At 64.1% G+C, this 18,914-nt stretch carries 21 protein-coding genes and 1 pseudogene; 15 read left to right on the top strand and 7 right to left on the bottom strand.

Features of this window, described 5'->3' with window-relative positions; genetic code table 11:
* Positions 1–57: 57 nt before the first annotated feature.
* Positions 58–1,281 carry an MFS transporter gene (locus tag ACVMIH_RS04250; RefSeq protein ID WP_057019829.1) on the top strand — a complete coding sequence of 408 codons (1,224 nt, stop codon included), beginning with the start codon at positions 58–60 and terminating at the stop codon, positions 1,279–1,281.
* Positions 1,282–1,343: 62 nt separating this feature from the next.
* The gene (locus ACVMIH_RS04255; RefSeq protein WP_057019830.1) at positions 1,344–1,688 is read left to right on the top strand and encodes a Lin0512 family protein; all 345 of its coding nucleotides are present in this window, start codon (positions 1,344–1,346) and stop codon (positions 1,686–1,688) included.
* Positions 1,689–1,720: 32 nt separating this feature from the next.
* On the opposite strand, the gene ACVMIH_RS04260 is transcribed toward ACVMIH_RS04255, so the two are convergent.
* Positions 1,721–2,602, bottom strand: a complete 882-nt coding sequence (locus ACVMIH_RS04260; protein WP_229190765.1) for an SDR family oxidoreductase — start codon at positions 2,600–2,602, stop codon at positions 1,721–1,723.
* A 79-nt stretch (positions 2,603–2,681) separates the two neighbouring features.
* Between ACVMIH_RS04260 and ACVMIH_RS04265 the strand changes: the two genes are divergently transcribed.
* On the top strand, positions 2,682–3,386 hold the full coding sequence (locus tag ACVMIH_RS04265) for a glutathione S-transferase family protein (protein WP_456827481.1): 705 nt from the start codon (positions 2,682–2,684) through the stop codon (positions 3,384–3,386).
* A 5-nt stretch (positions 3,387–3,391) separates the two neighbouring features.
* Here ACVMIH_RS04265 and ACVMIH_RS04270 read toward each other — a convergent pair whose 3' ends face one another.
* Positions 3,392–3,937, bottom strand: coding sequence for a disulfide bond formation protein B (locus tag ACVMIH_RS04270; RefSeq protein WP_456827482.1), 546 nt, complete (start codon positions 3,935–3,937; stop codon positions 3,392–3,394).
* Between the two features lie 8 nt (positions 3,938–3,945).
* A complete protein-coding gene (locus tag ACVMIH_RS04275; protein WP_168855627.1) occupies positions 3,946–4,104 on the bottom strand; it encodes a DUF5993 family protein in 159 nt (52 codons plus the stop codon).
* A gap of 140 nt (positions 4,105–4,244) precedes the next feature.
* On the opposite strand from ACVMIH_RS04275, the gene ACVMIH_RS04280 reads away from it, so the two are divergent.
* Both ACVMIH_RS04280 and ACVMIH_RS04285 read left to right on the top strand, forming a co-directional pair.
* Positions 4,245–5,573 carry a dicarboxylate/amino acid:cation symporter gene (locus ACVMIH_RS04280; RefSeq protein WP_076831866.1) on the top strand — a complete coding sequence of 443 codons (1,329 nt, stop codon included), beginning with the start codon at positions 4,245–4,247 and terminating at the stop codon, positions 5,571–5,573.
* 412 nt (positions 5,574–5,985) lie between these two features.
* Complete coding sequence (locus tag ACVMIH_RS04285; protein WP_168855626.1) at positions 5,986–6,627, top strand: glutathione S-transferase family protein; 642 nt, start codon at positions 5,986–5,988, stop codon at positions 6,625–6,627.
* 156 nt (positions 6,628–6,783) lie between these two features.
* Here the strand turns inward: ACVMIH_RS04285 and ACVMIH_RS04290 are convergent.
* A pseudogene (locus ACVMIH_RS04290) lies at positions 6,784–7,527 on the bottom strand (LysR substrate-binding domain-containing protein); the annotation flags it as partial.
* Between the two features lie 156 nt (positions 7,528–7,683).
* Between ACVMIH_RS04290 and ACVMIH_RS04295 the strand changes: the two are divergent.
* Positions 7,684–8,523: an SDR family NAD(P)-dependent oxidoreductase gene (locus ACVMIH_RS04295; RefSeq protein WP_456827483.1), complete on the top strand. Its 840-nt coding sequence runs from the start codon at positions 7,684–7,686 to the stop codon at positions 8,521–8,523.
* Here the strand turns inward: ACVMIH_RS04295 and ACVMIH_RS04300 are convergent.
* The gene (locus ACVMIH_RS04300) at positions 8,484–10,037 is read right to left on the bottom strand and encodes a winged helix-turn-helix domain-containing protein (protein WP_141342296.1); all 1,554 of its coding nucleotides are present in this window, start codon (positions 10,035–10,037) and stop codon (positions 8,484–8,486) included. The genes ACVMIH_RS04295 and ACVMIH_RS04300 overlap by 40 nt on opposite strands.
* 164 nt (positions 10,038–10,201) lie before the next feature.
* On the opposite strand from ACVMIH_RS04300, the gene ACVMIH_RS04305 reads away from it, so the two are divergent.
* The 3 genes from ACVMIH_RS04305 to ACVMIH_RS04315 all read left to right on the top strand — a co-directional run bounded on the left by ACVMIH_RS04305 (position 10,202) and on the right by ACVMIH_RS04315 (position 12,239).
* Entirely contained in the window at positions 10,202–11,242 is a 1,041-nt protein-coding gene (locus ACVMIH_RS04305; RefSeq protein WP_168855625.1) for an alpha/beta fold hydrolase, read from the top strand.
* A gap of 20 nt (positions 11,243–11,262) precedes the next feature.
* A complete protein-coding gene (locus ACVMIH_RS04310) occupies positions 11,263–11,772 on the top strand; it encodes a cytochrome P460 family protein (protein WP_076831881.1) in 510 nt (169 codons plus the stop codon).
* Between the two features lie 98 nt (positions 11,773–11,870).
* On the top strand, positions 11,871–12,239 hold the full coding sequence (locus ACVMIH_RS04315) for an ArsC family reductase (RefSeq protein ID WP_085967190.1): 369 nt from the start codon (positions 11,871–11,873) through the stop codon (positions 12,237–12,239).
* Positions 12,240–12,284: 45 nt separating this feature from the next.
* Here ACVMIH_RS04315 and ACVMIH_RS04320 read toward each other — a convergent pair whose 3' ends face one another.
* Positions 12,285–12,902: a hypothetical protein gene (locus ACVMIH_RS04320; protein WP_456860832.1), complete on the bottom strand. Its 618-nt coding sequence runs from the start codon at positions 12,900–12,902 to the stop codon at positions 12,285–12,287.
* Between the two features lie 3 nt (positions 12,903–12,905).
* A complete protein-coding gene (locus ACVMIH_RS04325) occupies positions 12,906–13,067 on the bottom strand; it encodes a hypothetical protein (RefSeq protein WP_456860834.1) in 162 nt (53 codons plus the stop codon).
* A gap of 339 nt (positions 13,068–13,406) precedes the next feature.
* Here ACVMIH_RS04325 and ACVMIH_RS04330 point away from each other — a divergent pair, with 339 nt between their 5' ends.
* From ACVMIH_RS04330 to ACVMIH_RS04355, 6 genes are all read left to right on the top strand, one after another.
* Positions 13,407–14,162 (top strand): ABC transporter ATP-binding protein, encoded by a 756-nt coding sequence (locus tag ACVMIH_RS04330; RefSeq protein ID WP_016839877.1) that lies wholly within the window; start codon positions 13,407–13,409, stop codon positions 14,160–14,162.
* Positions 14,155–14,898 (top strand): ABC transporter ATP-binding protein, encoded by a 744-nt coding sequence (locus ACVMIH_RS04335; RefSeq protein WP_057019843.1) that lies wholly within the window; start codon positions 14,155–14,157, stop codon positions 14,896–14,898. The genes ACVMIH_RS04330 and ACVMIH_RS04335 overlap by 8 nt, the downstream gene beginning before the upstream one ends.
* A gap of 40 nt (positions 14,899–14,938) precedes the next feature.
* Positions 14,939–16,168: an ABC transporter substrate-binding protein gene (locus ACVMIH_RS04340; protein ID WP_141342302.1), complete on the top strand. Its 1,230-nt coding sequence runs from the start codon at positions 14,939–14,941 to the stop codon at positions 16,166–16,168.
* A gap of 64 nt (positions 16,169–16,232) precedes the next feature.
* Complete coding sequence (locus tag ACVMIH_RS04345; protein ID WP_016839880.1) at positions 16,233–17,096, top strand: branched-chain amino acid ABC transporter permease; 864 nt, start codon at positions 16,233–16,235, stop codon at positions 17,094–17,096.
* Between the two features lies 1 nt (position 17,097).
* Complete coding sequence (locus ACVMIH_RS04350) at positions 17,098–18,066, top strand: branched-chain amino acid ABC transporter permease (RefSeq protein WP_057019845.1); 969 nt, start codon at positions 17,098–17,100, stop codon at positions 18,064–18,066.
* 145 nt (positions 18,067–18,211) lie between these two features.
* Positions 18,212–18,856: a DUF47 domain-containing protein gene (locus ACVMIH_RS04355; RefSeq protein ID WP_057019846.1), complete on the top strand. Its 645-nt coding sequence runs from the start codon at positions 18,212–18,214 to the stop codon at positions 18,854–18,856.
* Positions 18,857–18,914: the final 58 nt, after the last annotated feature.

Raw genomic sequence — 18,914 nt, forward strand, 5'->3', positions numbered from 1 at the left:
CCTGTCGATGGTCGGGAAACGCTATCTCTGTGCTCTGACCCAGGGCGGAGTGGACGCATGACGATCGAGACGGCCGTGATGCAGCAGAGCGAGGCGAAGCGATGGGCCACGGTCGCCATCGTGATCGGTTGCGGGATCGGCGCGGCGCTGCAGGTCGGCAAGGTTCCGATTGCCGCCTCGATGCTGCAACAAAGCCTCGGCATCGACCTTGCCGCGGTCGGAACGATCGCCGGCATCTTTGCGGTCCTCGGGCTTGTCGGCAGCGTTCCGGCGGGCGTCGCGATTGCCGCGGTTGGTGCTCGCAAGGTGCTGCTGTGCGGGCTCGCGGCCATCACGCTGGGGGCAGCCTCGGGCGCGCTCGCGCCACAGCTAGCGGTGCTATTGGCGTCGCGCCTGCTGGAAGGGCTCGGCTTCCTGCTGGTGATGGTCGCGGCTCCTGCATTGCTCGATCGCGTCGTCGATGTCAGCGCGCGCGACGTCACCATGGCGGTGTGGAGCTGCGTGATGCCGTTCGGGATCGCGCTGGCGCTGGTCGCCGGCCCGATCTTCGATGGCTGGCGCACGATCTGGTGGGCCAGTGCTGCCTTTGTCGCTGTGCTGTTCGTGCTCGCCGGCGTCATTGTGCCTGAAGTTGCATCGCGGACCGGCCCGGCGCGGAGCGGCCTGATGCAGGAAGCCACAGCGCTGGCGCGGCGCCGCACCCCGGCGCTCCTGATGGTGCTGTTTGCGCTCTACAGCCTGATGTTCTTTGCGCTGTTCAGCTTCCTGCCGATCCTGCTGACCGAGCGGCTCGGCGTGTCCAGCAAAGGCGCCGGCGGGCTCAGTGCGTTGGCCGCGGCCGGCAACATCGTCGGCAATCTCGCCGCCGGTCATCTGCTCGCGCGCGGCGTCAGCCGCAACCTGCTGATTGCCGTGGCGGCATTCGTGATGGGCGCGTCCGCGCTCGGAATCTTCCTGCCGGTGCTCGGCGGCTGGGGCGCATTCTGGCTGTGCCTTTTGTTCTCCGCGATCGGCGGCCTGATCCCGGCGACGTTGCTTGCAACCGCACCCGCCGCGGCGCGATCGGCGGCGATGGTGCCTGTCATGATGGGCCTGTTGATGACGGGCAGCAATTTCGGCCAGGTCACCGGTCCGATCGCGGTCGGCGCCGTGGTCTCGGCATGGGGCTGGGGCGCGGCCTGCGTCATGGTGGTGGCCGCGGCGATCCTTGCCGGTCTCGCGGCGTGGATGCTGGCGCGCGGCGATCACAAGCGCGTAAGCGAGGCGACGGACCCGGCTTGACGCCGCGCGCGCAGCGGCCGAAGGAGTGAAGGTCTCTCACGCCAACGACAACAGGAACCTTCATGACACGCGTGCGCTGTATCACCGAAATGGGCATGGGCGTCGACGTCCACGGCCGCGACGCCACCAAGGCCGCCAAGCGGGCCGTCTCGGATGCCATCCGTCATTCCAGCCTCGGCTTCTTCCGCATGCTCGGCAAGACCGCCAACGACATGTTCGTCGACGTCACGATCGCCGTGCCGAATCCCGAAGATGTCGATATCGAAGCGGTCGCGAAGGAATTGCCCTATGGCACCAAGACCGTGAAGGCGATCGTGGGCGGGCTCGAGATTCCGTCCGATCTCGGCAACGACCCGATCCTGATCGCGAACGCCGCCGTCATCGTCAGCTTCGACGACGGCAAGTGACGCAAGCGCGTCGGGCGACCGGCATGCGGGCGTTATTCGCCGCCTCTGAAATAGTCGGGCTTGCCGGTCGTCCAGGTCTCGCCCCAATGCTGGCCGCCGCCGTCGACGGTCAGCGTCTCGCCGGTGATGAACTTGCCGGAGGGCGCGGCGAGGTAGACGGCGGCCTCCGCAATGTCCCAGGGCGTGCCCGGGCGCATCATCGGATTGGAGCGCGGATAGGCGGCGCGCGCCGCTTCGCTGTAAACGTTCCAGCCCTCGGTCTCGATCGCGCCGGGCGCGATGCAGTTGATGCGGATGTTCAGCGGCGCCCATTCGACCGCGAGTGCGCGCGACAGGCCGATCACACCGGAGCGTGCCGCGATCGAGTGCGCAATGCCGTAGAGGCCGTGCGTCGTGACCACGACGATGTTTACGATGCTGCCGGGATGCTTGCGGTCGCGCCAGCGCTGCGCCGCGGCCTGCATCATGTACCAGGTGCCGTTGAGGTTGGTGTTGATGACCGCATTCCAGCCCTTGATCGAGACGTCGATCGCGGGTTGCGGGAACTGGCCACCGGCGCTGTTGACGAGATGATCGACGCGGCCGTGCTCAGTCCACAGCGCCTCGAGCATCGCATTGACCGCGTCGGGATCCTTGATGTCGGCGACATGCGCCGACGCCTTGAGCCCGCGATGGACGAGATGATCGACCAGTGCGTCGAGCCTGTCGGCATTGCGGCCTGCGACGACGACATGCGCGCCGAGCCGCGCGAACAGCCATGCGATGGCGCGGCCGATGCCGCCGGCGCCGCCGGACACCACGACCACCTGACCGGCGAGCGCATCGGCCGCGAACACGGTCGGGTGCGTTGCGAGTTCGTCGTCGGAGAGGCCGAGCATTGCGCCTGTCGTTGCGCCCGTCTGTTGATCGTTCATGGCCGGTTGCAGACCTTGCGGCTTTCACTGAGCTCCGTACATTAGCCGTCCAACAACAACCCTGCAAAAGAATGTCGACATGACCGACTTGTCTGCCTTTCCCATCACCAAACGCTGGCCCGCCCAGCATCCGGACCGCCTGCAGCTCTATTCGCTGCCGACGCCGAACGGCGTGAAGGTCTCGATCATGCTCGAGGAGATCGGGCTGCCCTACGAGGTCCATCTCGTCGACTTCAACAAGGATGACCAGAAGACGCCGGAGTTCCTGTCGCTGAACCCGAACGGAAAGATTCCGGCGATCCTCGATCCCAACGGCCCCGGCGGCAAGCCGCTGCCATTGTTCGAATCCGGCGCCATCCTGCAATATCTCGCCGACAAGACCGGCAAGCTGCTGCCGGCGGACGCGGCGCGCCGCTATCAGGCGATCCAGTGGGTGCATTTCCAGATGGGCGGCATCGGACCGATGTTCGGCCAGATCGGCTTCTTCCACAAATTCGCCGGCAAGGATTACGAGGACAAGCGGCCGCTGCAGCGCTACGTCGCTGAGTCGAAGCGCCTGCTCCGCGTGATGGAGACGCATCTCGCCGGACGGCAGTGGTTCATGGACGATGAATACAGCATCGCCGACATCTCGATGCTCGGCTGGGTGCGCAATCTGATCGGCTTCTACGGCGCGCGCGAGTTCGTCGGGTTCGACCAGTTCACGCACGTCGCGGCCTGGCTGGAGCGCGGTCTCAAGCGGCCGGCAGTCGAGCGCGGATTGAACATTCCGAAGCGGCCCTAAGCAACCTACTTCAGCAGCTCATAGACGATGGGATTGTCGGCACAGGCGGCAAAGCCGCACTCGAGCAGGGTGGAGAACACATTCAGTGCCGTCAGCCCGACCACCAGCCACACCGCACCTTGCGCGAACCTGCCGGGCGAGCTGCCCGGCGCCGCGCGGTGCTCGAACTGGCGGTCGAACAGCAGCATCGCCGCGAGCAGCACGATCGCGACGACAAATCCGATCAGCGCCCACGTATAATAACGATAGCCGAGCAGCGCCGAACCGTAACCGGCGTCGCCGGGGAGGATGTGCAGCAGCACCTGCCGGGCCGAGACCGTGGCGCCAAGGACGGCCGTCAGCAGCGACAACGCATAATGACTCGGCCGTGGCCCGAAGCGGATATTGAGGATCGGCCCGATCGCCAGCACGGCGAACAGGATGCGCTGCAACAGACAGAGCGGGCAGGGCAGCTCGTGGAGCAGCAGCTGCGCGGCAAAGGCGGCGGCCAGTACCAGCGCCAGCCCATAGAGCGCGACGGCATTGAGGATGACGGCCTGCGTGTCGTTCATGGCCGGCCTCAGAACGACAAAGTGAGACGGTCGGTGGCGTGGTGCAGCAAGGTCGCGACGCAGGCGATCAGGATCACCGCGAACAGACCGATCGCGACGGGACGCGGGCCACGCCAGGCCACCAGCAGGGCGATGGTGATGGCGAGAAACAATGCCGTGAATTCCATTCCCAGCCTCCCGATGCGAGCCGGCCGCAGTCTATGACAGATTCGTGTGCGCTCGCGACGGTGCGAATGGGCATTGTCGCTTGCGCGCGGCTCCGCCAAGATGGCATCACCAGTTGAGTTCATCCCAGCCGGGGCACCTCATGACCACAGCCGCCATCAAGCCCGTTGCCCATCCCCGTCATCAGCCCTGGTACAAGATCCTCTACGTCCAGGTGCTGATCGCGATCGTGGCAGGTGTCCTGATCGGATATTTCTATCCGAATCTCGGCAAGGAATTGAAGCCGCTGGGCGACGGCTTCATCGCGCTGATCAAGATGATGATCGCGCCGGTCATCTTCTGCACCGTGGTGCACGGCATCTCCTCGATGGGCGACCTCAAGCGCGTCGGCCGGGTCGGGTTGAAGACCCTGATCTATTTCGAGGCGGTGTCGACGGTGGCGCTTGCGGTCGGTCTTCTGGTCGGCGAGCTGCTGCAGCCCGGCCACGGCTTCAATATCGATCCTTCCACGATCGATCCGAAATCGGTCTCCAACTACGTCACGCAGGCCAAAGAGCAGGGCATCGTTGCCCATCTGATGGCGATCATTCCGGACAGCTATCTCGGCGCGGTCGCGCGCGGCGACCTGTTGCAGGTGCTGCTGATCTCGATCCTCTCGGGCTTCGCCATCGCTCTCATGGGCAAGGTCGGCGAGCCGATTGCGTCAGCGATCGACACGGCCGCCAAGATGTTCTTCGGCATCATCCGGATCATCGTCCGCGTCGCGCCGCTCGGCGCATTCGGCGCGATGGCCTTCACGGTCGGCGCCTACGGCCTCGGCTCGCTGCTGAATCTGGCAGCGCTGATCGCGACCTTCTATCTCACCAGCATCCTGTTCGTGCTGATCGTGCTGGGCGCCATCGCGCGGCTCGCCGGCTTCTCGATCATCCGCTTCATCGCCTATATCAAGGACGAGCTCCTGATCGTGCTCGGCACGTCGTCGTCGGAGACGGTGCTGCCGCAGATGATCCAGAAGATGGAGCATCTCGGCGCCTCGCGCTCGGTGGTCGGCCTCGTGGTGCCGACCGGCTACAGCTTCAATCTCGACGGCACCAACATCTACATGACGCTGGCGACGCTGTTCCTGGCGCAGGCCACCAACACGCATCTGACGATCTGGCAGGAGCTCGGCATTTTGGGCATCGCCATGATCACCTCGAAGGGCGCGTCCGGCGTCACCGGCGCCGGCTTCATCACGCTCGCCGCAACGCTGTCGATCGTGCCCGATATTCCGATCCAGTCGATCGCGATCCTGGTCGGCATCGACAAGTTCATGAGCGAGTGCCGCGCGCTCACCAACCTGATCGGCAACGGCGTCGCCTGCGTCGTGATCAGCCTGTCGGAAGGCGAGCTCGACAAGCAGGCGCTGCACGAGACGATGGCGCATCCGCTCGAGCTCGGCGAGGCGCTGGAGCCGGGCGGCTCAGGCTAGAGCAATATGAAGTTAAGGGGCCGTCGGATAGGGCGCTGCCAAAATATCGAAAACAACCCCATGCAAAGCAGCCGGCGGCGGCCGGTGTTCGAGCAGGCAACTTGACATGTCGGGCAACTCAGGGATACTCTTCTAATATTCCGAAATTGCGCAGGTGTCCGCTCGTCCCAAGGCTGTCGCATATGGCATCTGCGGGCCTCTGCAACTGACTGCGTCGCAGGCGGGAGAGGGGAACGCGTCTCGTTCGCGGCCGCAGCCCAGGTCGTGAACCCATGAAGTGGGAAGGGCCCGCACTGTAGGATGACGACTATGCGCCAAGCCTTGCGTGCATGATGCTCCATCGATAGTCCGTGGCGGGACTGGCTCACCTCAGCGAGTTCGTCCATCCAGCCCAATCCAGGAACGCTTAACTATGCTCACCGTCTATGGCGAAGGTCGTGGCTTCCGTGTTGTCTGGCTGCTCGAGGAACTAGGGTTGGCTTATCGGCTGCGCCCGGTCGATCTGTTCGCAGTCGAGAATGATCGCGATTTCCTCGCCATCAACCCTGCCGGCTTCATTCCGGTACTGCAGGACGGCGAGACGATCATGGTCGAATCGATCGCGATTCTCGAGTACCTGCTCGCCCGGCACGGCTCAGGTTCGCTTGCCGTCGCTCCGGACGATCCCGCCTTCGCGTCCTATCTGCAATTTCTCCATCTGGGCGAGGCCGGGCTCGCCGGGCCGATGAACGCCGTCATTGTCGGTCGCCAACTGGCGCCCGAAGCCGAGCGAGATGCCCGGGTTACCTGCTGGGCATTCGAGACCTTCGAGAGCCGGCTGGGGTTGGTTATCCGCCGCCTCGCGGATTGCCCCTATCTCGCCGGCGACCGATTCACCGCTGCCGATATCTCGGTGAGCTACGCCCTTCTGCTCGGCATGCGAACCGGCAACTACGTCCCCGGTCCTACCGAGCGGGACTATCTCGCCCGCACGACGGCACGCCCTGCCTACACGCGAGCGATGGAAAGCTGCCAGGCCACCAAGGCTTGGGCGGCGAGATCACCGGGATTGTAGTGCTCGCTTCAAGCCGGCTGTGGCTCCACGCTTACAAGTCCACTGCCCGGGCTGTGTACTCATTAGCGGCTGGCGCTGATGTGCGCTCAACCCCCACAGCGGCGAAAAAGCGGTCATCTCCCGAGATCGCCGAACGGCCGCAAGCGGGAGTGCCGCCTACTTCCCTCGATACCGAAGAGCTTCAACCAGCAGCGAGAATGCCGGTGAAGGTTGACGACGGCTAGGGTAGTACAGGTGGTATCCGGAAAATGGAGGACACCAATCCGACAGTACCCGAACGAGCCGTCCGTCGGAGACGTAGGGCTGCACGTTACGCTCCATCAGATATGCGAGGCCAAAGCCGTTCAACGCCGCTTGCAGGAGCGGGCCTGCGCCGTTGAAGACGAGCTGGCCGTCGACCCGCACGTTGAGCGCGCGCCCGTCCTTCTCGAATTCCCAAGCGTAGAGCCCGCCATGGGTCGGCAGGCGCAGGTTCGGGCAGTTGTGGCTGGTCAGATCCTGGGGGGTGCGCGGCCTCTTTCGGTTGGCAAAATATGACGGAGCGCCCACGACCGCGGACCGCAAATCCGGTCCGACGCGAACGGCAATCATGTCTTTGGCGACCAGCTCGCCGGGCCGGATGCCGGCGTCGTATCGCTGCGCGACGATGTTCGCCAGGCCGTAGTCGACAATGACTTCGACACTGATGTCCGGGTAATTCGGCAGGATCTTCGCCAGGGCGGGCAGCAGGATCGCTTCGGCGGCGTGTTCGGTCGCCGTGATCCGGATGTTGCCGGCCGGTTTCTCCCGCAACTCGCCAAGGGCCGACAGCTCGGCGTCCATTTCCTCAAATTTCGGCCCGACGCTTCGGAGCAGGCGCTCTCCCGCCGGAGTCGGCGCAACGCTTCGCGTGGTGCGGTTGTACGCCGCGGCCTCTCGGCTCAACAATCGGCGTCTCTGGAATACTGGATCACCCGCATGCGCGTGTGATGACACTGAGCAAGCTGAGTAAGCCAATTCCGTCACTCTGAGCAGCGCCGCCTATTCGACGAGATCCAGCATTTTGAAAGGTCAGCAATGGTAGAGAGCTTCGAAGGAAAGGTTGCGCTTGTTACCGGCGCCGCTGGTGGCATTGGTCTGGCGACAGCCAGGGCATTTGGTGTTGCAGGCGCGTCCGTGGTCGTTGCAGACAGCAACACAGCGTTGCTCGAAACTGCCGCTGCTGAACTGCGATCCGCGGGTCATGACGTCCTTGCCGTCGGCTGCGATGTAACGGATCGGGGCCAGGTGAACGCAATGATCGAGCAGGCGATCGAGACTTACGGGAAGCTCGATGCAGCTTTCAACAATGCGGGCATCAACTGCGATGCTGCGCCATTGGTTGAAACGGAAGATGCCGAGTTTGACAACATCATCGATGTCAATCTGCGCGGTGTGTGGAACTGCATGAAGGCGGAGCTTCGCCACATGACCGCACAAGGAAGCGGCGCAATCGTCAACTGCTCGTCGATCGGCGGGATGAGGGGCTCCAAAGGGCGCGCCGCCTATTCCGCCAGCAAATTCGGGGTGATAGGTCTCACCCGCGCCTCCGCACTCGATTATGCCGGGAAGGGCATCCGTATCAACGCAGTATGCCCGGGCATTATCGGCAATACTCCGATGGCGAAGCGGGTAACAAGGAACAACGATCCAGAGATCGTCAAGGCGTTCGTAGCAGCCGAACGATCGGACGCCTTGGTGAACCTGAAGAAATCGCTGCCGCTGTTCTATGGTTATGCGGTTCGGCGGCAAGCTTTGTGGTCGGCCATGCCTTGGTGGTCGATGGAGGTATTTTGGCCTGACCAGCGGGTGAATGACGTCGCGCCGCCAGAGCAGCATCAGTCCGGGACGCCGGCCGCCTTCAGCGTCTCGCGATAGGTCGCGGACATCGCTTCCACCGGAAAGGGAATCCGCGACAGGAAGCCGGAGATCGTGAACTCCGGGTCGACCTTGAGCAGCTCGCGCGCGATCTGGGCCGCGCGTGCGGTGTCGCCGGTCCTGACCAGCGCCACGATCAGGACGCGCAGCGCCACCGCGAAGCGGCGGTTCTGCGCCAGCGCCTTGTCGGCCCACATCACTGCTTCGGCAAAATTCCGATCGAGCACTGCGCAGATCGCCAGCGCCGCGGCGGCGAACCAGCCGCGCGGGTCGCGCGGGTTCAGCCGTTGCGCGCGCTCGATCATGGCGCGGCCGGCTTTCTGATTACCGCGCATCGCCTCGATCCAGCCGCCGAGCACGAGCGCCATCGCCGAGTTCGGATTGATCGCAAGCGACCGCTCGAACAGGTCGCGCGCAGGCTCAATCTCGTCGGCCATGTTCCAGATCGCGAACGCCGCCATCCACAACACCTGCGGGTCACCGGGCGCCAGCTCGACCGCGCGCCAGGCCTGCGCGACCGCGCGTTCGCGGTAGGCATCGTTCAGCTTCAGCCAGCCCTGGACATGGCGCATCGCATGACAATAGGCCGAGGCCGCCAGTGCGGGCGCGTAGGCGGGGTCGAGCGCCAGCGCCTGGTCGAGGCAATCGAGCGCCGCTTCCATGCTCTCGGGCGTGAACTCGTAACGCAGGCTGTAGGCGCGCAGCAGCAGGTCGTAGGCGTCGAGCCTGTCGGGCGGCGCTGCCCGCAGCCGTTCGGCTTCCGCGACGAGCAGGGTCGGCTCGATCGCGCCGACCACGTTCTCGGTGATGCGGTCCTGCAGGTCGAACACGTCGGCGGCCGCGCCGTCGAAGCGGTCGGCCCACAGATGCGCGCCAGAGCTGGCGTCGATCAACTGCCCGGTGATCCGCAACCGATCGCCGCCGCGGCGGACGCTGCCTTCGAGCACATAGCCGACGCCGAGATCGCGGCCGACCTGGCGGATGTCGACCGCCTTGCCTTTGTAGGTGAAGGCGGAGTTGCGCGCGATCACCGTGAGGCGGCTGCAACGCGCCAGCGCGGTGGTGATGTCCTCGGCGATGCCGTCGGCGAAATAATCCTGCTCGGGATCGCCGCTCATATTGGTGAAGGGCAGCACCGCGATCGACGGACCCTCGCTCGGCCGCGGCGGGCTGGCATTGTCTGCAACAGGGCGATCGTGCGCGGTGACCTCGCGGACATCGCCGACAAAGCGGAGACCCTTGCGGGGCAGGGTGCGGATCAGCCGCTGCTCCTCGCCATTGTCGCCGATCGCCGTCCGCGCGGCGTTGATCCGGCTGCTCAGCGTCGCTTCCGAGACGATCCGGCCGTGCCAGACGGCGGCCAGCACCTCGTCGCGGCTGACCACCCGATCGCGGGCGCGGATCAGGAACTCGATGAGGTCGAAGACCTGCGGCTCGACGGCCACCAGAGCATCGCCGCGGCGCAGCTCACGGCGCTCGGAATCGAGGGTCAAGTCGTTGAAATGGTAAGTCAAATCGAAGAGTCCGGCGGCCGGCGGCTGAGTTCGTGGCGGAACCTAGCACAGGCTGGGTGGAGCCAAAATCACGACGCTCTGAAGGACAAATCCACGTCCTCTGAAAGCGGACGGGGGCGGTCTCTGCAATATTCAATCCCGACACCAGACTTAAGGAGATCGCCATGTCGCAGTCCATCAATCAGCAGCGCCGCCGCTTCCTTGGCATCGCCGGCGGGATCCTTGCCGCTTCCCGGTTCGGGTTCGTCGGTTCCGCTCAGGCTCAGTCCAAGCCGGCGCTGCCTGCGATCAAGGCCGGCGCCCACACCACGATCGGTCCGGTCAAGCAGATCAATGCCGGCGTGCTTGATACCGGCTATGTCGAGATGGGTCCTGCGTCCGGTCCCGCAGTGATCCTGCTGCACGGCTGGCCCTACGACATCCACAGCTATGCCGACGTCGCGCCGGCGCTGGCCGAGGCCGGCTACCGCGTGATCGTGCCGCATCTGCGCGGCTATGGCACCACGCGCTTCCTCTCCAGCGACACCATGCGCAGCGGCCAGCCGGTCGCGGTCTCAGCCGACATCATCGCGCTGATGGACGCGTTGAAGATCGAGAAGGCCGTGCTCGGCGGCTATGATTGGGGCGCGCGCACCGCCAACATCATGGCGGTGCTCTGGCCCGAGCGCTGTAAAGCCATGGTCTCGGTGAGCGGCTATCTGATCGGCAGCCAGGCGGCCGGCAAGATGCCGCTGCCGCCGAAGGCCGAGCTGCAATGGTGGTACCAGTTCTATTTCGCGACCGAGCGCGGCCGCGAGGGCTATGCCAAGAACCGGCACGATTTCAACAAGCTGATCTGGCAGCTGGCGTCGCCGCAGTGGAAGTTCGACGACGCCACCTACGACCGCAGCGCGGCGGCCTTCGAGAATCCTGATCACGTCGATATCGTGATCCACAATTACCGCTGGCGGCTTGGTCTCGCCGAGGGCGAGGCGAAGTACGACGCGTTCGAGAAGACGCTCGCCCAGGCGCCCGTGATCGCGATCCCGACCATTACGATGGAGGGCGATGCCAACGGCGCGCCGCATCCGGAGCCCGCGGCCTATGCCAAGAAGTTTTCCGGCCATTACGAACATCGGCTCCTGACCGGCGGCATCGGCCACAATCTGCCGCAGGAGGCGCCGCAGGCCTTCGTCCAGGCCATCATCGACGTCAGCAAGGTCTGAGACGGAGCCGATCGAGGATCATGAGACAGGTTTTGAAATGGGCAGCTGCCGCGATCGCGGCAGCCTGCATCAGCGCGTCATTGCCGTTTGCCGTCGGACATGCCGATGACGCCGCACTGGCATCGCCGATCTTCGGCGTGAAAATCCCCGACGGCTATCGCGACTGGAAGCTGATCGCGGTCGGCGAGGAGACCGGGCTCGACGAACTGCGCAGCGTGCTCGGCAACGCGACCGCCGTGAAGGCCTATCAGGACGGCGCCGCGCGTTTCCCCGACGGCACCGTGCTGGTCAAGCTGGCCTGGAAGCGCAAGCCCGTTGATGGCCTCAACGGCGCCTTCATCGCGGGGCCGGCGACCACGGTCCAGGTCATGGTCAAGGACGCGGCCAAATATGCATCGACCGGAGGCTGGGGGTTCGGCCGCTTCGTCGACGGCAAGCCGGTCGATGCCGCTCAGCACGAGACCTGTTTCGCCTGCCACGAGGCCCATGCCAGCGATCACGATTTCGTCTTCACGCACTATGCGCATTGAATGCCGGCAATATCGGTGTGGAGACCTGATGGCTCCGATCTGGCGCCGGGATTGCCGCGAGGCTAATTTCCCGCCGCAATCGCGTGCGGGGAACGGCATTGACCATCACCATCTACGGCATCAAGAACTGCGACACCATGAAGAAGGCGCGGGCCTGGCTCGACGATCACGGCGTCGCCTACGACTTCCACGACTACAAGACCGCCGGGATCGCCAAGGATAAGCTCAAGCAGTGGAGCGACGAGGTCGGCTGGGAGACACTGCTCAATCGTGCCGGCACCACCTTCAAGAAGCTGCCCGATGCCGACAAGGAAGGCCTGAACGAGCGCAAGGCGCTGGCGCTGATGGCCGAGCAGCCCTCGATGATCAAGCGCCCGGTGCTCGATCTCGGGGGCAAGCGCGTGGTCGGCTTCAAGCCGGACATCTACGCCAAGGAAGTGCCGGCGAAGGCGCGCAAGAAGGGCTAAGGCGCTTCCAGCGATGCCGCGACCGCTTCGCGAGAAGTGACGAGTCTAGATCAGCTCGACTGATTCATGGCTCGCCGGACCATCTGTGGGCAGGAACCTGCGGTCGATCACGGCCCGCTCCGTGACCACCGGGGCCGACTTCGCAGCCACGCCCATCAGATTGTGCAGCCGGAAGCCGCCGTCGATGCTGATCGCCTTGTAGGAGCCGATGATGTGCTCGACGCTGTCGCCGCGTCCGAACGGCAGCAGCAGCCGCTCATAGGACACGTCCTTGCCGTCGGCGTCCGTGACCTCCGCAACCGTATAGGTCGGACGCTTGCGCGCGAGGGAAGCACGATAGGACAGGATCACGCCGGCATAGCGCTCGGGGCCGATCGCGTCATCGAGATAGCGGTTGGTGCGCAGCCGCGGCTCGACGTGCTCGTTGCCATAGGCCGTCGTCAGCCTCGCGCCTTCCTGCGTGATCAGGAAACGGGCGGCCTCGCCACTGCCGACCACGTCAAAGCCCATCATGTCGGCGCGCTCGTCGGCGGTGCCCTCGGTGTGGAAGTCGCACAGCAGGGGAAGCGCGTCCGGCATGCGCAGCGCGCGCAGCCAGGCGTTCAGCAGCACACGCTGCGTGATCGATTTGACCACCGATGGATCGGCACTTCTGAATTGCATCGGCTAGCCGAATTCAGGCACATCCCCGGACGGGATGCGGCCAGGGACAAGTTCATCGATCTGCGGGATGGTTTGGCTGCGGGCATAAAGTCGCAGCCACGTGCCGGGGAAATCACGTTGCGGGATCGATTTGACGACTGAAGGATTGGCGCGCTCGAAATGCAAGGCTCTAGCCGTTCATCATGCAATGGCCGGAGCTTCGGCGAGAGGCGCAAATATTCTATGAAAGCGGGAGTCCGGAGCAAAACACCGTTAACGACCGCTTTCCCGAGGCGCAAAGCGCACCGAAATGCCATTCGACTAAGGATCAACCGGAACCGGTCACGCTGATGCCGCACTGCACAGCTTTCCACCTTGCGTAACTGCCGCAGATGACGGCATATTCCGGCCCGGAGGCGACGGGCCCCGGACGGTTTCCAAGACGGATCGGACGCCTGTCGGACACGAAAAAAGCTGGCCACGCGGGCGAGGGGCTTCGCGGCGATGGCGTATGGGGGAATCTATTTGGCCGATGAGTTCATCCTCGAAACCAGCGGATTGACCAAGGAATTCGCGGGTTTCTTCGCCGTTCGCGACGTCGCGTTGAAAGTGCGTCGGGGCAGTATCCATGCATTGATCGGGCCGAACGGCGCCGGCAAGACGACCTGTTTCAATCTGCTGACCAAATTCCTGAAGCCGTCGGCAGGCCAGATTCGCTACAAGGGCCACGACATCACCGCGATGCCGCCGGCCGACGTGGCGCGCCTCGGGCTGGTCCGTTCGTTTCAGATTTCGGCGGTATTTCCGCATCTGACCGCGCTCGAGAACGTTCGCGTGGCGCTGCAGCGGCAGCACGGTTCGTCGTTCGATTTCTGGCGTTCGAAAAGCGTGCTCGACCGCTTCAATCCGCGCGCCCACGAGCTCCTGAACGACGTCGGCTTGAGCGAATTCGCCAATACGCCGGCGGTCGAGATGCCGTACGGCCGCAAGCGCGCACTTGAAATTGCAACGACGCTCGCGCTCGACCCCGAGATGATGCTGCTTGACGAGCCGATGGCCGGCATGGGCCACGAGGACATCGACAAGATCGCGGCGCTGATCAAGCGGATCTCCGCGAAATACACCATCCTGATGGTCGAACATAACCTCTCGGTGGTGGCCAACCTCTCCGACATCATCACCGTGCTGACGCGCGGGCAGGTGCTGGCGGAGGGCAACTACGCCGACCTCTCCAAGGACGAGCGCGTGAAGGAAGCCTATCTGGGAGCGGGTCATGGCTGAGGCAAAACTGGCGGAGAAGCCCGTCGCTGCGGCCGGCGCCGACGTGCTGACGGTCAAGGATCTGCAGGCCTGGTACGGCGAATCCCACATCCTTCACGGCATCAATTTCAACGTGAAGGCCGGCGAGGTGGTGACGCTGCTCGGCCGCAACGGCGCCGGCAAGACCACCACGTTGAAGTCGGTGATGGGCGTCATCAACAAGCGCTCCGGCTCGATCCGCTTCGACCATCAGGAAATCATCCGCGCCACCTCGGACAAAATCGCGCGGCTCGGCATCGCATTCTGTCCCGAGGAGCGCGGCATTTTCGCCAGCCTCGACGTGCGCGAGAACCTGCTGCTGCCGCCGGTGGTGCGCCCGGGCGGCCTGCCGCTCGACCAGATCTTCACGCTGTTTCCCAACCTGAAGGAGCGCCTCACCAGCCAAGGCACCAAGCTCTCGGGTGGCGAGCAGCAGATGCTGGCGATCGCGCGCATCCTGCGCACCGGCGCGCGCTTCCTGATGCTGGACGAGCCGACCGAAGGGTTGGCGCCGGTCATCATCCAGCAGATCGGGCACACCATTGCGCGCCTGAAGTCGCAGGGATTCACGATCCTGTTGGTCGAGCAGAATTTCCGTTTCGCCTCGACCGTTGCGGACCGCTATTACATTGTCGAGCACGGCAAGGTGATCGACGGCTTCGCGAATTCCGAGCTGTCGGCCAACATGGACAAGCTCCATACCTATCTCGGCGTCTGATATCGCCAGAACCAGAAAATTTAGGACGAGGGAATACGACATGAAGAACAAGATTTCGGCGCTCTTGCTCGGCACCGCGATGGTGCTGTCCGCCGCAAGCGTCGCCTCCGCCCAGGAAAAGCTCGACAAGACGGTCAAGATCGGCGCGCTGTCGGACCAGTCCGGCCTCTACGCGGATCTCGCCGGCCCCGGCTCGACGCTGGCGGCGCAGATGGCGATCGAGGACTCCGGCCTCAAGGCCAAGGGTTGGACCATCGACCTGATCTCCGGCGATCACCAGAACAAGCCCGATATCGGCACCACCATCGCCCGCCAGTGGTTCGACGTCGACAAGGTCGACACCATCGTCGACGTGCCGAATTCCGGCGTCGCGCTCGCGGTCAACAACGTCGTGAAGGAAAAGAACGGCGTCTACATCAATTCAGGCGCCGCCACCTCGGATCTCACCAACGCGCAGTGCTCGCCGAATACCGTGCACTGGACCTACGACACCTACATGCTCGCCCACGCCACCGGCCAGGCGCTGGTGAAGGCGGGCGGGGACACCTGGTTCTTCCTCACCGCGGATTACGCGTTCGGCGCCGCGCTCGAGCGCGACACCACGTCCGTCGTCACCGCCAATGGCGGCAAGGTGGTCGGCGGCGTCAAGCATCCGCTCAACACCGCTGACTTCTCCTCCTTCCTGCTGCAGGCGCAGGCCTCCAAGGCCAAGATCATCGGTCTCGCCAATGCCGGCGGCGACACCACCAACTCCATCAAGCAGGCGGCCGAGTTCGGCATCGTCAAGGGCGGCCAGAAGCTCGCGGCGCTGCTGCTGTTCCTCACCGACGTCAAGGCGATCGGGCTCGAGACCGCGCAGGGCCTCAACTTCACCGAGACGTTCTACTGGGACCTCAACGACAAGACCCGCGCCTTCTCCAAGCGCTTCTCGGAGCGGATGAAGAACAGCGCGCCGCCGACCATGGTGCAGGCCGGCGTCTATGCGGGCCTCATGCATTACTTCAAGGCGCTGGAAGCGCTCGGCGGCAATCCGCATGACGGCGCCAAGGTGGTCGCGAAGATGAAGACGATCCCGACCGACGATCCGCTGTTCGGCAAGGGCGAGGTCGAGCCCAACGGCCGCGTCACCCACGATGCCTATCTGTTCGAAGTGAAGAAGCCCTCGGAGTCCAAGGGACCGTGGGACTTCTACAAGCTGGTCGGCACCGTGCCGGGCAACCAGGCCTTCACGCCGCTCGACAAGAGCGCCTGCGCGCTTCTGAAGAAGTGACGATCATGCCCGCCGGCCATGCGCGTGGCCGGCGGGCTTCATCTATCTAGCGAAAGCTCATTCGATGCAGGCTCTCTACGCACAGCTTCTGGTGGGACTGATCAACGGCTCGTTCTACGCGCTGCTCAGTCTGGGGCTCGCCGTCATCTTCGGCATGCTCAACATCATCAATTTCGCGCATGGCGCGCTCTACATGATGGGCGCCTTCGTGGCGTATTTCCTGCTCAACCTGGGCGGCATCAATTACTGGTGGGCGCTGATCATCGCACCCGTCGTGGTCGGCATCTTCGGCATGATCCTCGAGCGGACCATGCTGCAATGGCTGACCGGCCTCGATCATCTCTACGGATTGCTGCTGACCTTCGGCATCGCGCTGATCGTGCAGGGCGTGTTCCAGAACTATTTCGGCTCCTCGGGCCTGCCTTACTCGATCCCCGATCAGCTCAAGGGCGGCGTCAATCTCGGCTTCATGTTCCTGCCGATCTATCGTGGCTGGGTCGTCATCTTCTCGCTCGTGGTGTGCCTTGCGACCTGGTTCCTGATCGAGAAGACACAGCTCGGCGCCTACCTGCGCGCCGCAACCGAGAACCCGACGCTGGTGCGCGCGTTCGGCATCAACGTGCCGCGCATGATCACGCTGACCTACGGGCTCGGCGTCGGTCTTGCCGCGCTCGCCGGCGTGCTGTCGGCGCCGATCAACCAGGTCCGCCCGCTGATGGGCGCCGATCTCATCATTGTGGTGTTCGCGGTGGTCGTGATCGGCGGCATGGGCTCGATCATGGGCTCGATCATCACCGGCTTCGCGCTAGGCGTGATCGAGGGACTGACCAAGTATTTTTATCCCGAGGCCTCCAACACCGTGGTGTTTGTCCTGATGGTGGTGGTGTTGCTGGTGAAGCCAACGGGACTGACGGGACGGGCGGCTTGATATGTCAGCATTGACCGACGATACACTTCCGATCACGCCGCGCGCGATGCGCGACGAAATGATCGTATTCGCCGCGATGGCGCTGCTGCTGGCGATCGTGCCGTGGACGGGGATCTATCCGTTCTTCGTCATGCAGGCGCTGTGCTTCGCGCTGCTCGCCTGCGCCTTCAACCTCCTGATCGGCTATGGCGGCCTGCTGTCATTCGGCCACGCGATGTTCCTCGGCACCGCCGGTTACGTCTCGGCCCACGCGCTGAAGGTGTGGGGGCTGACGCCGGAGCTCGGCATCCTGGTCGGCACCGCGGCCGCGGCCTTGCTCGGCCTGGTCACCGGCTACATCTCGATCAAGCGGCAGGGCATCTATTTCTCGATGATCACGCTGGCGCTGTCGCAGCTGCTTTACTTCCTCTATTTGCAGGCGCCGTTCACCCATGGTGAAGACGGCATCCAGGGCATTCCGCAAGGCCACCTGCTCGGCATCTTCGATCTCTCGAAGCCGCTGGTGCTTTACTATGTCGTGCTGGTCGGCTTCCTCGCCGGGTTCCTGCTGATCTACCGCACCATCAACTCGCCGTTCGGCGAGGTGCTGAAGTCGATCCGCGAAAATGAGCCGCGGGCGATTTCGCTTGGCTACAAGACCGACCAGTACAAGCTGCTCGCCTTCATCCTGTCGGGCACGCTGGCGGGCTTTGCCGGCTCGCTGAAGGTGTTCGTGGCGCAGAATGCCTCGCTCACCGACGTGCACTGGTCGATGTCCGGTGAAATCGTGCTGATGACGCTGGTCGGCGGTCTCGGCACCATCTTCGGCCCGGTGGTCGGCGCCTTCGTGATCATCGCCATGCAGCAATATCTCGCCGGTTTCGGCCAGTGGGTGACGGTGATCCAGGGCGTGATCTTCGTGGCCTGCGTGCTGCTGTTCCGGCGTGGCCTGGTCGGTGAGCTGGCCCATTTGTTGCGGCGGTCGCTGTAGGGCAGGTCTCGGCGACTTTCGGCCGACTTAGCGGTGGACGACCGCCCGCTCGGGCGGTCGATCCCGATGCTTTCCCCGCCAGATGCTCTATGACAGTTCTGTGACAGTCGCTAAAAGGGCTGTCCCGGAATGATGGAACTGAGACATGCTGCGCTGGTTTCGCGCCTTCCTGCCCAAGGAAGAGCGGTTTTTCGACCTGTTCGCCCGACACGCCCGGACCTCCGTGCAATGCGCATTGGCGTTGCAGGACATGCTGAAGGGCGGGGAGGAGACTCCGGTCTTTTGCCAGCGCGTCAATCAGTTCGAGAACGACGCCGATAGCGTCACCCGCGAGGTCCTGACCGCGGTTCGCCGCACCTTCATCACCCCGTTCGATCGTGGCGATATCAAGAACCTGATCACCTCGATGGACGACGCGGTCGACCAGATGCAGGCGACCGCAAAGGCGGTCATGCTGTTCGAGGTGCGCGAGTTCGAGCCGCCGATGCGCGAGATGGGCGGCCTGATCGTCGAATGCGCCAATCTGGTCGGCCGCGCGCTGCCCCTGTTGCAGTCGATCGGCCACAACGTCTCGATGCTGACCCAGATCACCGAGGAACTGACCAAGCTCGAGGGCCGGGTCGACGATCTCCAGGATATCGGGCTCAAGGAGCTGTTCCTGAAGCACCGCGACGCCAACACGATGGACTACATCGTCGGCGCGGAGATCTACGACCATCTCGAGAAAGTGGCCGACCGTTTCGACGACGTGGCGAACGAGATCAACTCGATCGTGATCGAGCAAGTCTGAGCATGATCCGGAAAAGTGTGATGCGGTTTTTCCTGCGACAAACGCGAAGCGTTTGCGC

The organism is Bradyrhizobium sp. USDA 4503 (genome assembly GCF_054055815.1).

Bases quoted from the DNA above. Each gene is read 5' to 3' on its own strand.
- ACVMIH_RS04250 (WP_057019829.1), top strand. From the start codon at position 58: ATGACGATCGAGACGGCCGTGATGCAGCAGAGCGAGGCGAAGCGATGG.
- ACVMIH_RS04255 (WP_057019830.1), top strand. From the start codon at position 1,344: ATGACACGCGTGCGCTGTATCACCGAAATGGGCATGGGCGTCGACGTC.
- ACVMIH_RS04260 (WP_229190765.1), bottom strand. From the start codon at position 2,602: ATGAACGATCAACAGACGGGCGCAACGACAGGCGCAATGCTCGGCCTC.
- ACVMIH_RS04265 (WP_456827481.1), top strand. From the start codon at position 2,682: ATGACCGACTTGTCTGCCTTTCCCATCACCAAACGCTGGCCCGCCCAG.
- ACVMIH_RS04270 (WP_456827482.1), bottom strand. From the start codon at position 3,937: ATGAACGACACGCAGGCCGTCATCCTCAATGCCGTCGCGCTCTATGGG.
- ACVMIH_RS04275 (WP_168855627.1), bottom strand. From the start codon at position 4,104: ATGGAATTCACGGCATTGTTTCTCGCCATCACCATCGCCCTGCTGGTG.
- ACVMIH_RS04280 (WP_076831866.1), top strand. From the start codon at position 4,245: ATGACCACAGCCGCCATCAAGCCCGTTGCCCATCCCCGTCATCAGCCC.
- ACVMIH_RS04285 (WP_168855626.1), top strand. From the start codon at position 5,986: ATGCTCACCGTCTATGGCGAAGGTCGTGGCTTCCGTGTTGTCTGGCTG.
- ACVMIH_RS04295 (WP_456827483.1), top strand. From the start codon at position 7,684: ATGGTAGAGAGCTTCGAAGGAAAGGTTGCGCTTGTTACCGGCGCCGCT.
- ACVMIH_RS04305 (WP_168855625.1), top strand. From the start codon at position 10,202: ATGTCGCAGTCCATCAATCAGCAGCGCCGCCGCTTCCTTGGCATCGCC.
- ACVMIH_RS04310 (WP_076831881.1), top strand. From the start codon at position 11,263: ATGAGACAGGTTTTGAAATGGGCAGCTGCCGCGATCGCGGCAGCCTGC.
- ACVMIH_RS04320 (WP_456860832.1), bottom strand. From the start codon at position 12,902: ATGCAATTCAGAAGTGCCGATCCATCGGTGGTCAAATCGATCACGCAG.
- ACVMIH_RS04335 (WP_057019843.1), top strand. From the start codon at position 14,155: ATGGCTGAGGCAAAACTGGCGGAGAAGCCCGTCGCTGCGGCCGGCGCC.
- ACVMIH_RS04340 (WP_141342302.1), top strand. From the start codon at position 14,939: ATGAAGAACAAGATTTCGGCGCTCTTGCTCGGCACCGCGATGGTGCTG.
- ACVMIH_RS04345 (WP_016839880.1), top strand. From the start codon at position 16,233: ATGCAGGCTCTCTACGCACAGCTTCTGGTGGGACTGATCAACGGCTCG.
- ACVMIH_RS04350 (WP_057019845.1), top strand. From the start codon at position 17,098: ATGTCAGCATTGACCGACGATACACTTCCGATCACGCCGCGCGCGATG.
- ACVMIH_RS04355 (WP_057019846.1), top strand. From the start codon at position 18,212: ATGCTGCGCTGGTTTCGCGCCTTCCTGCCCAAGGAAGAGCGGTTTTTC.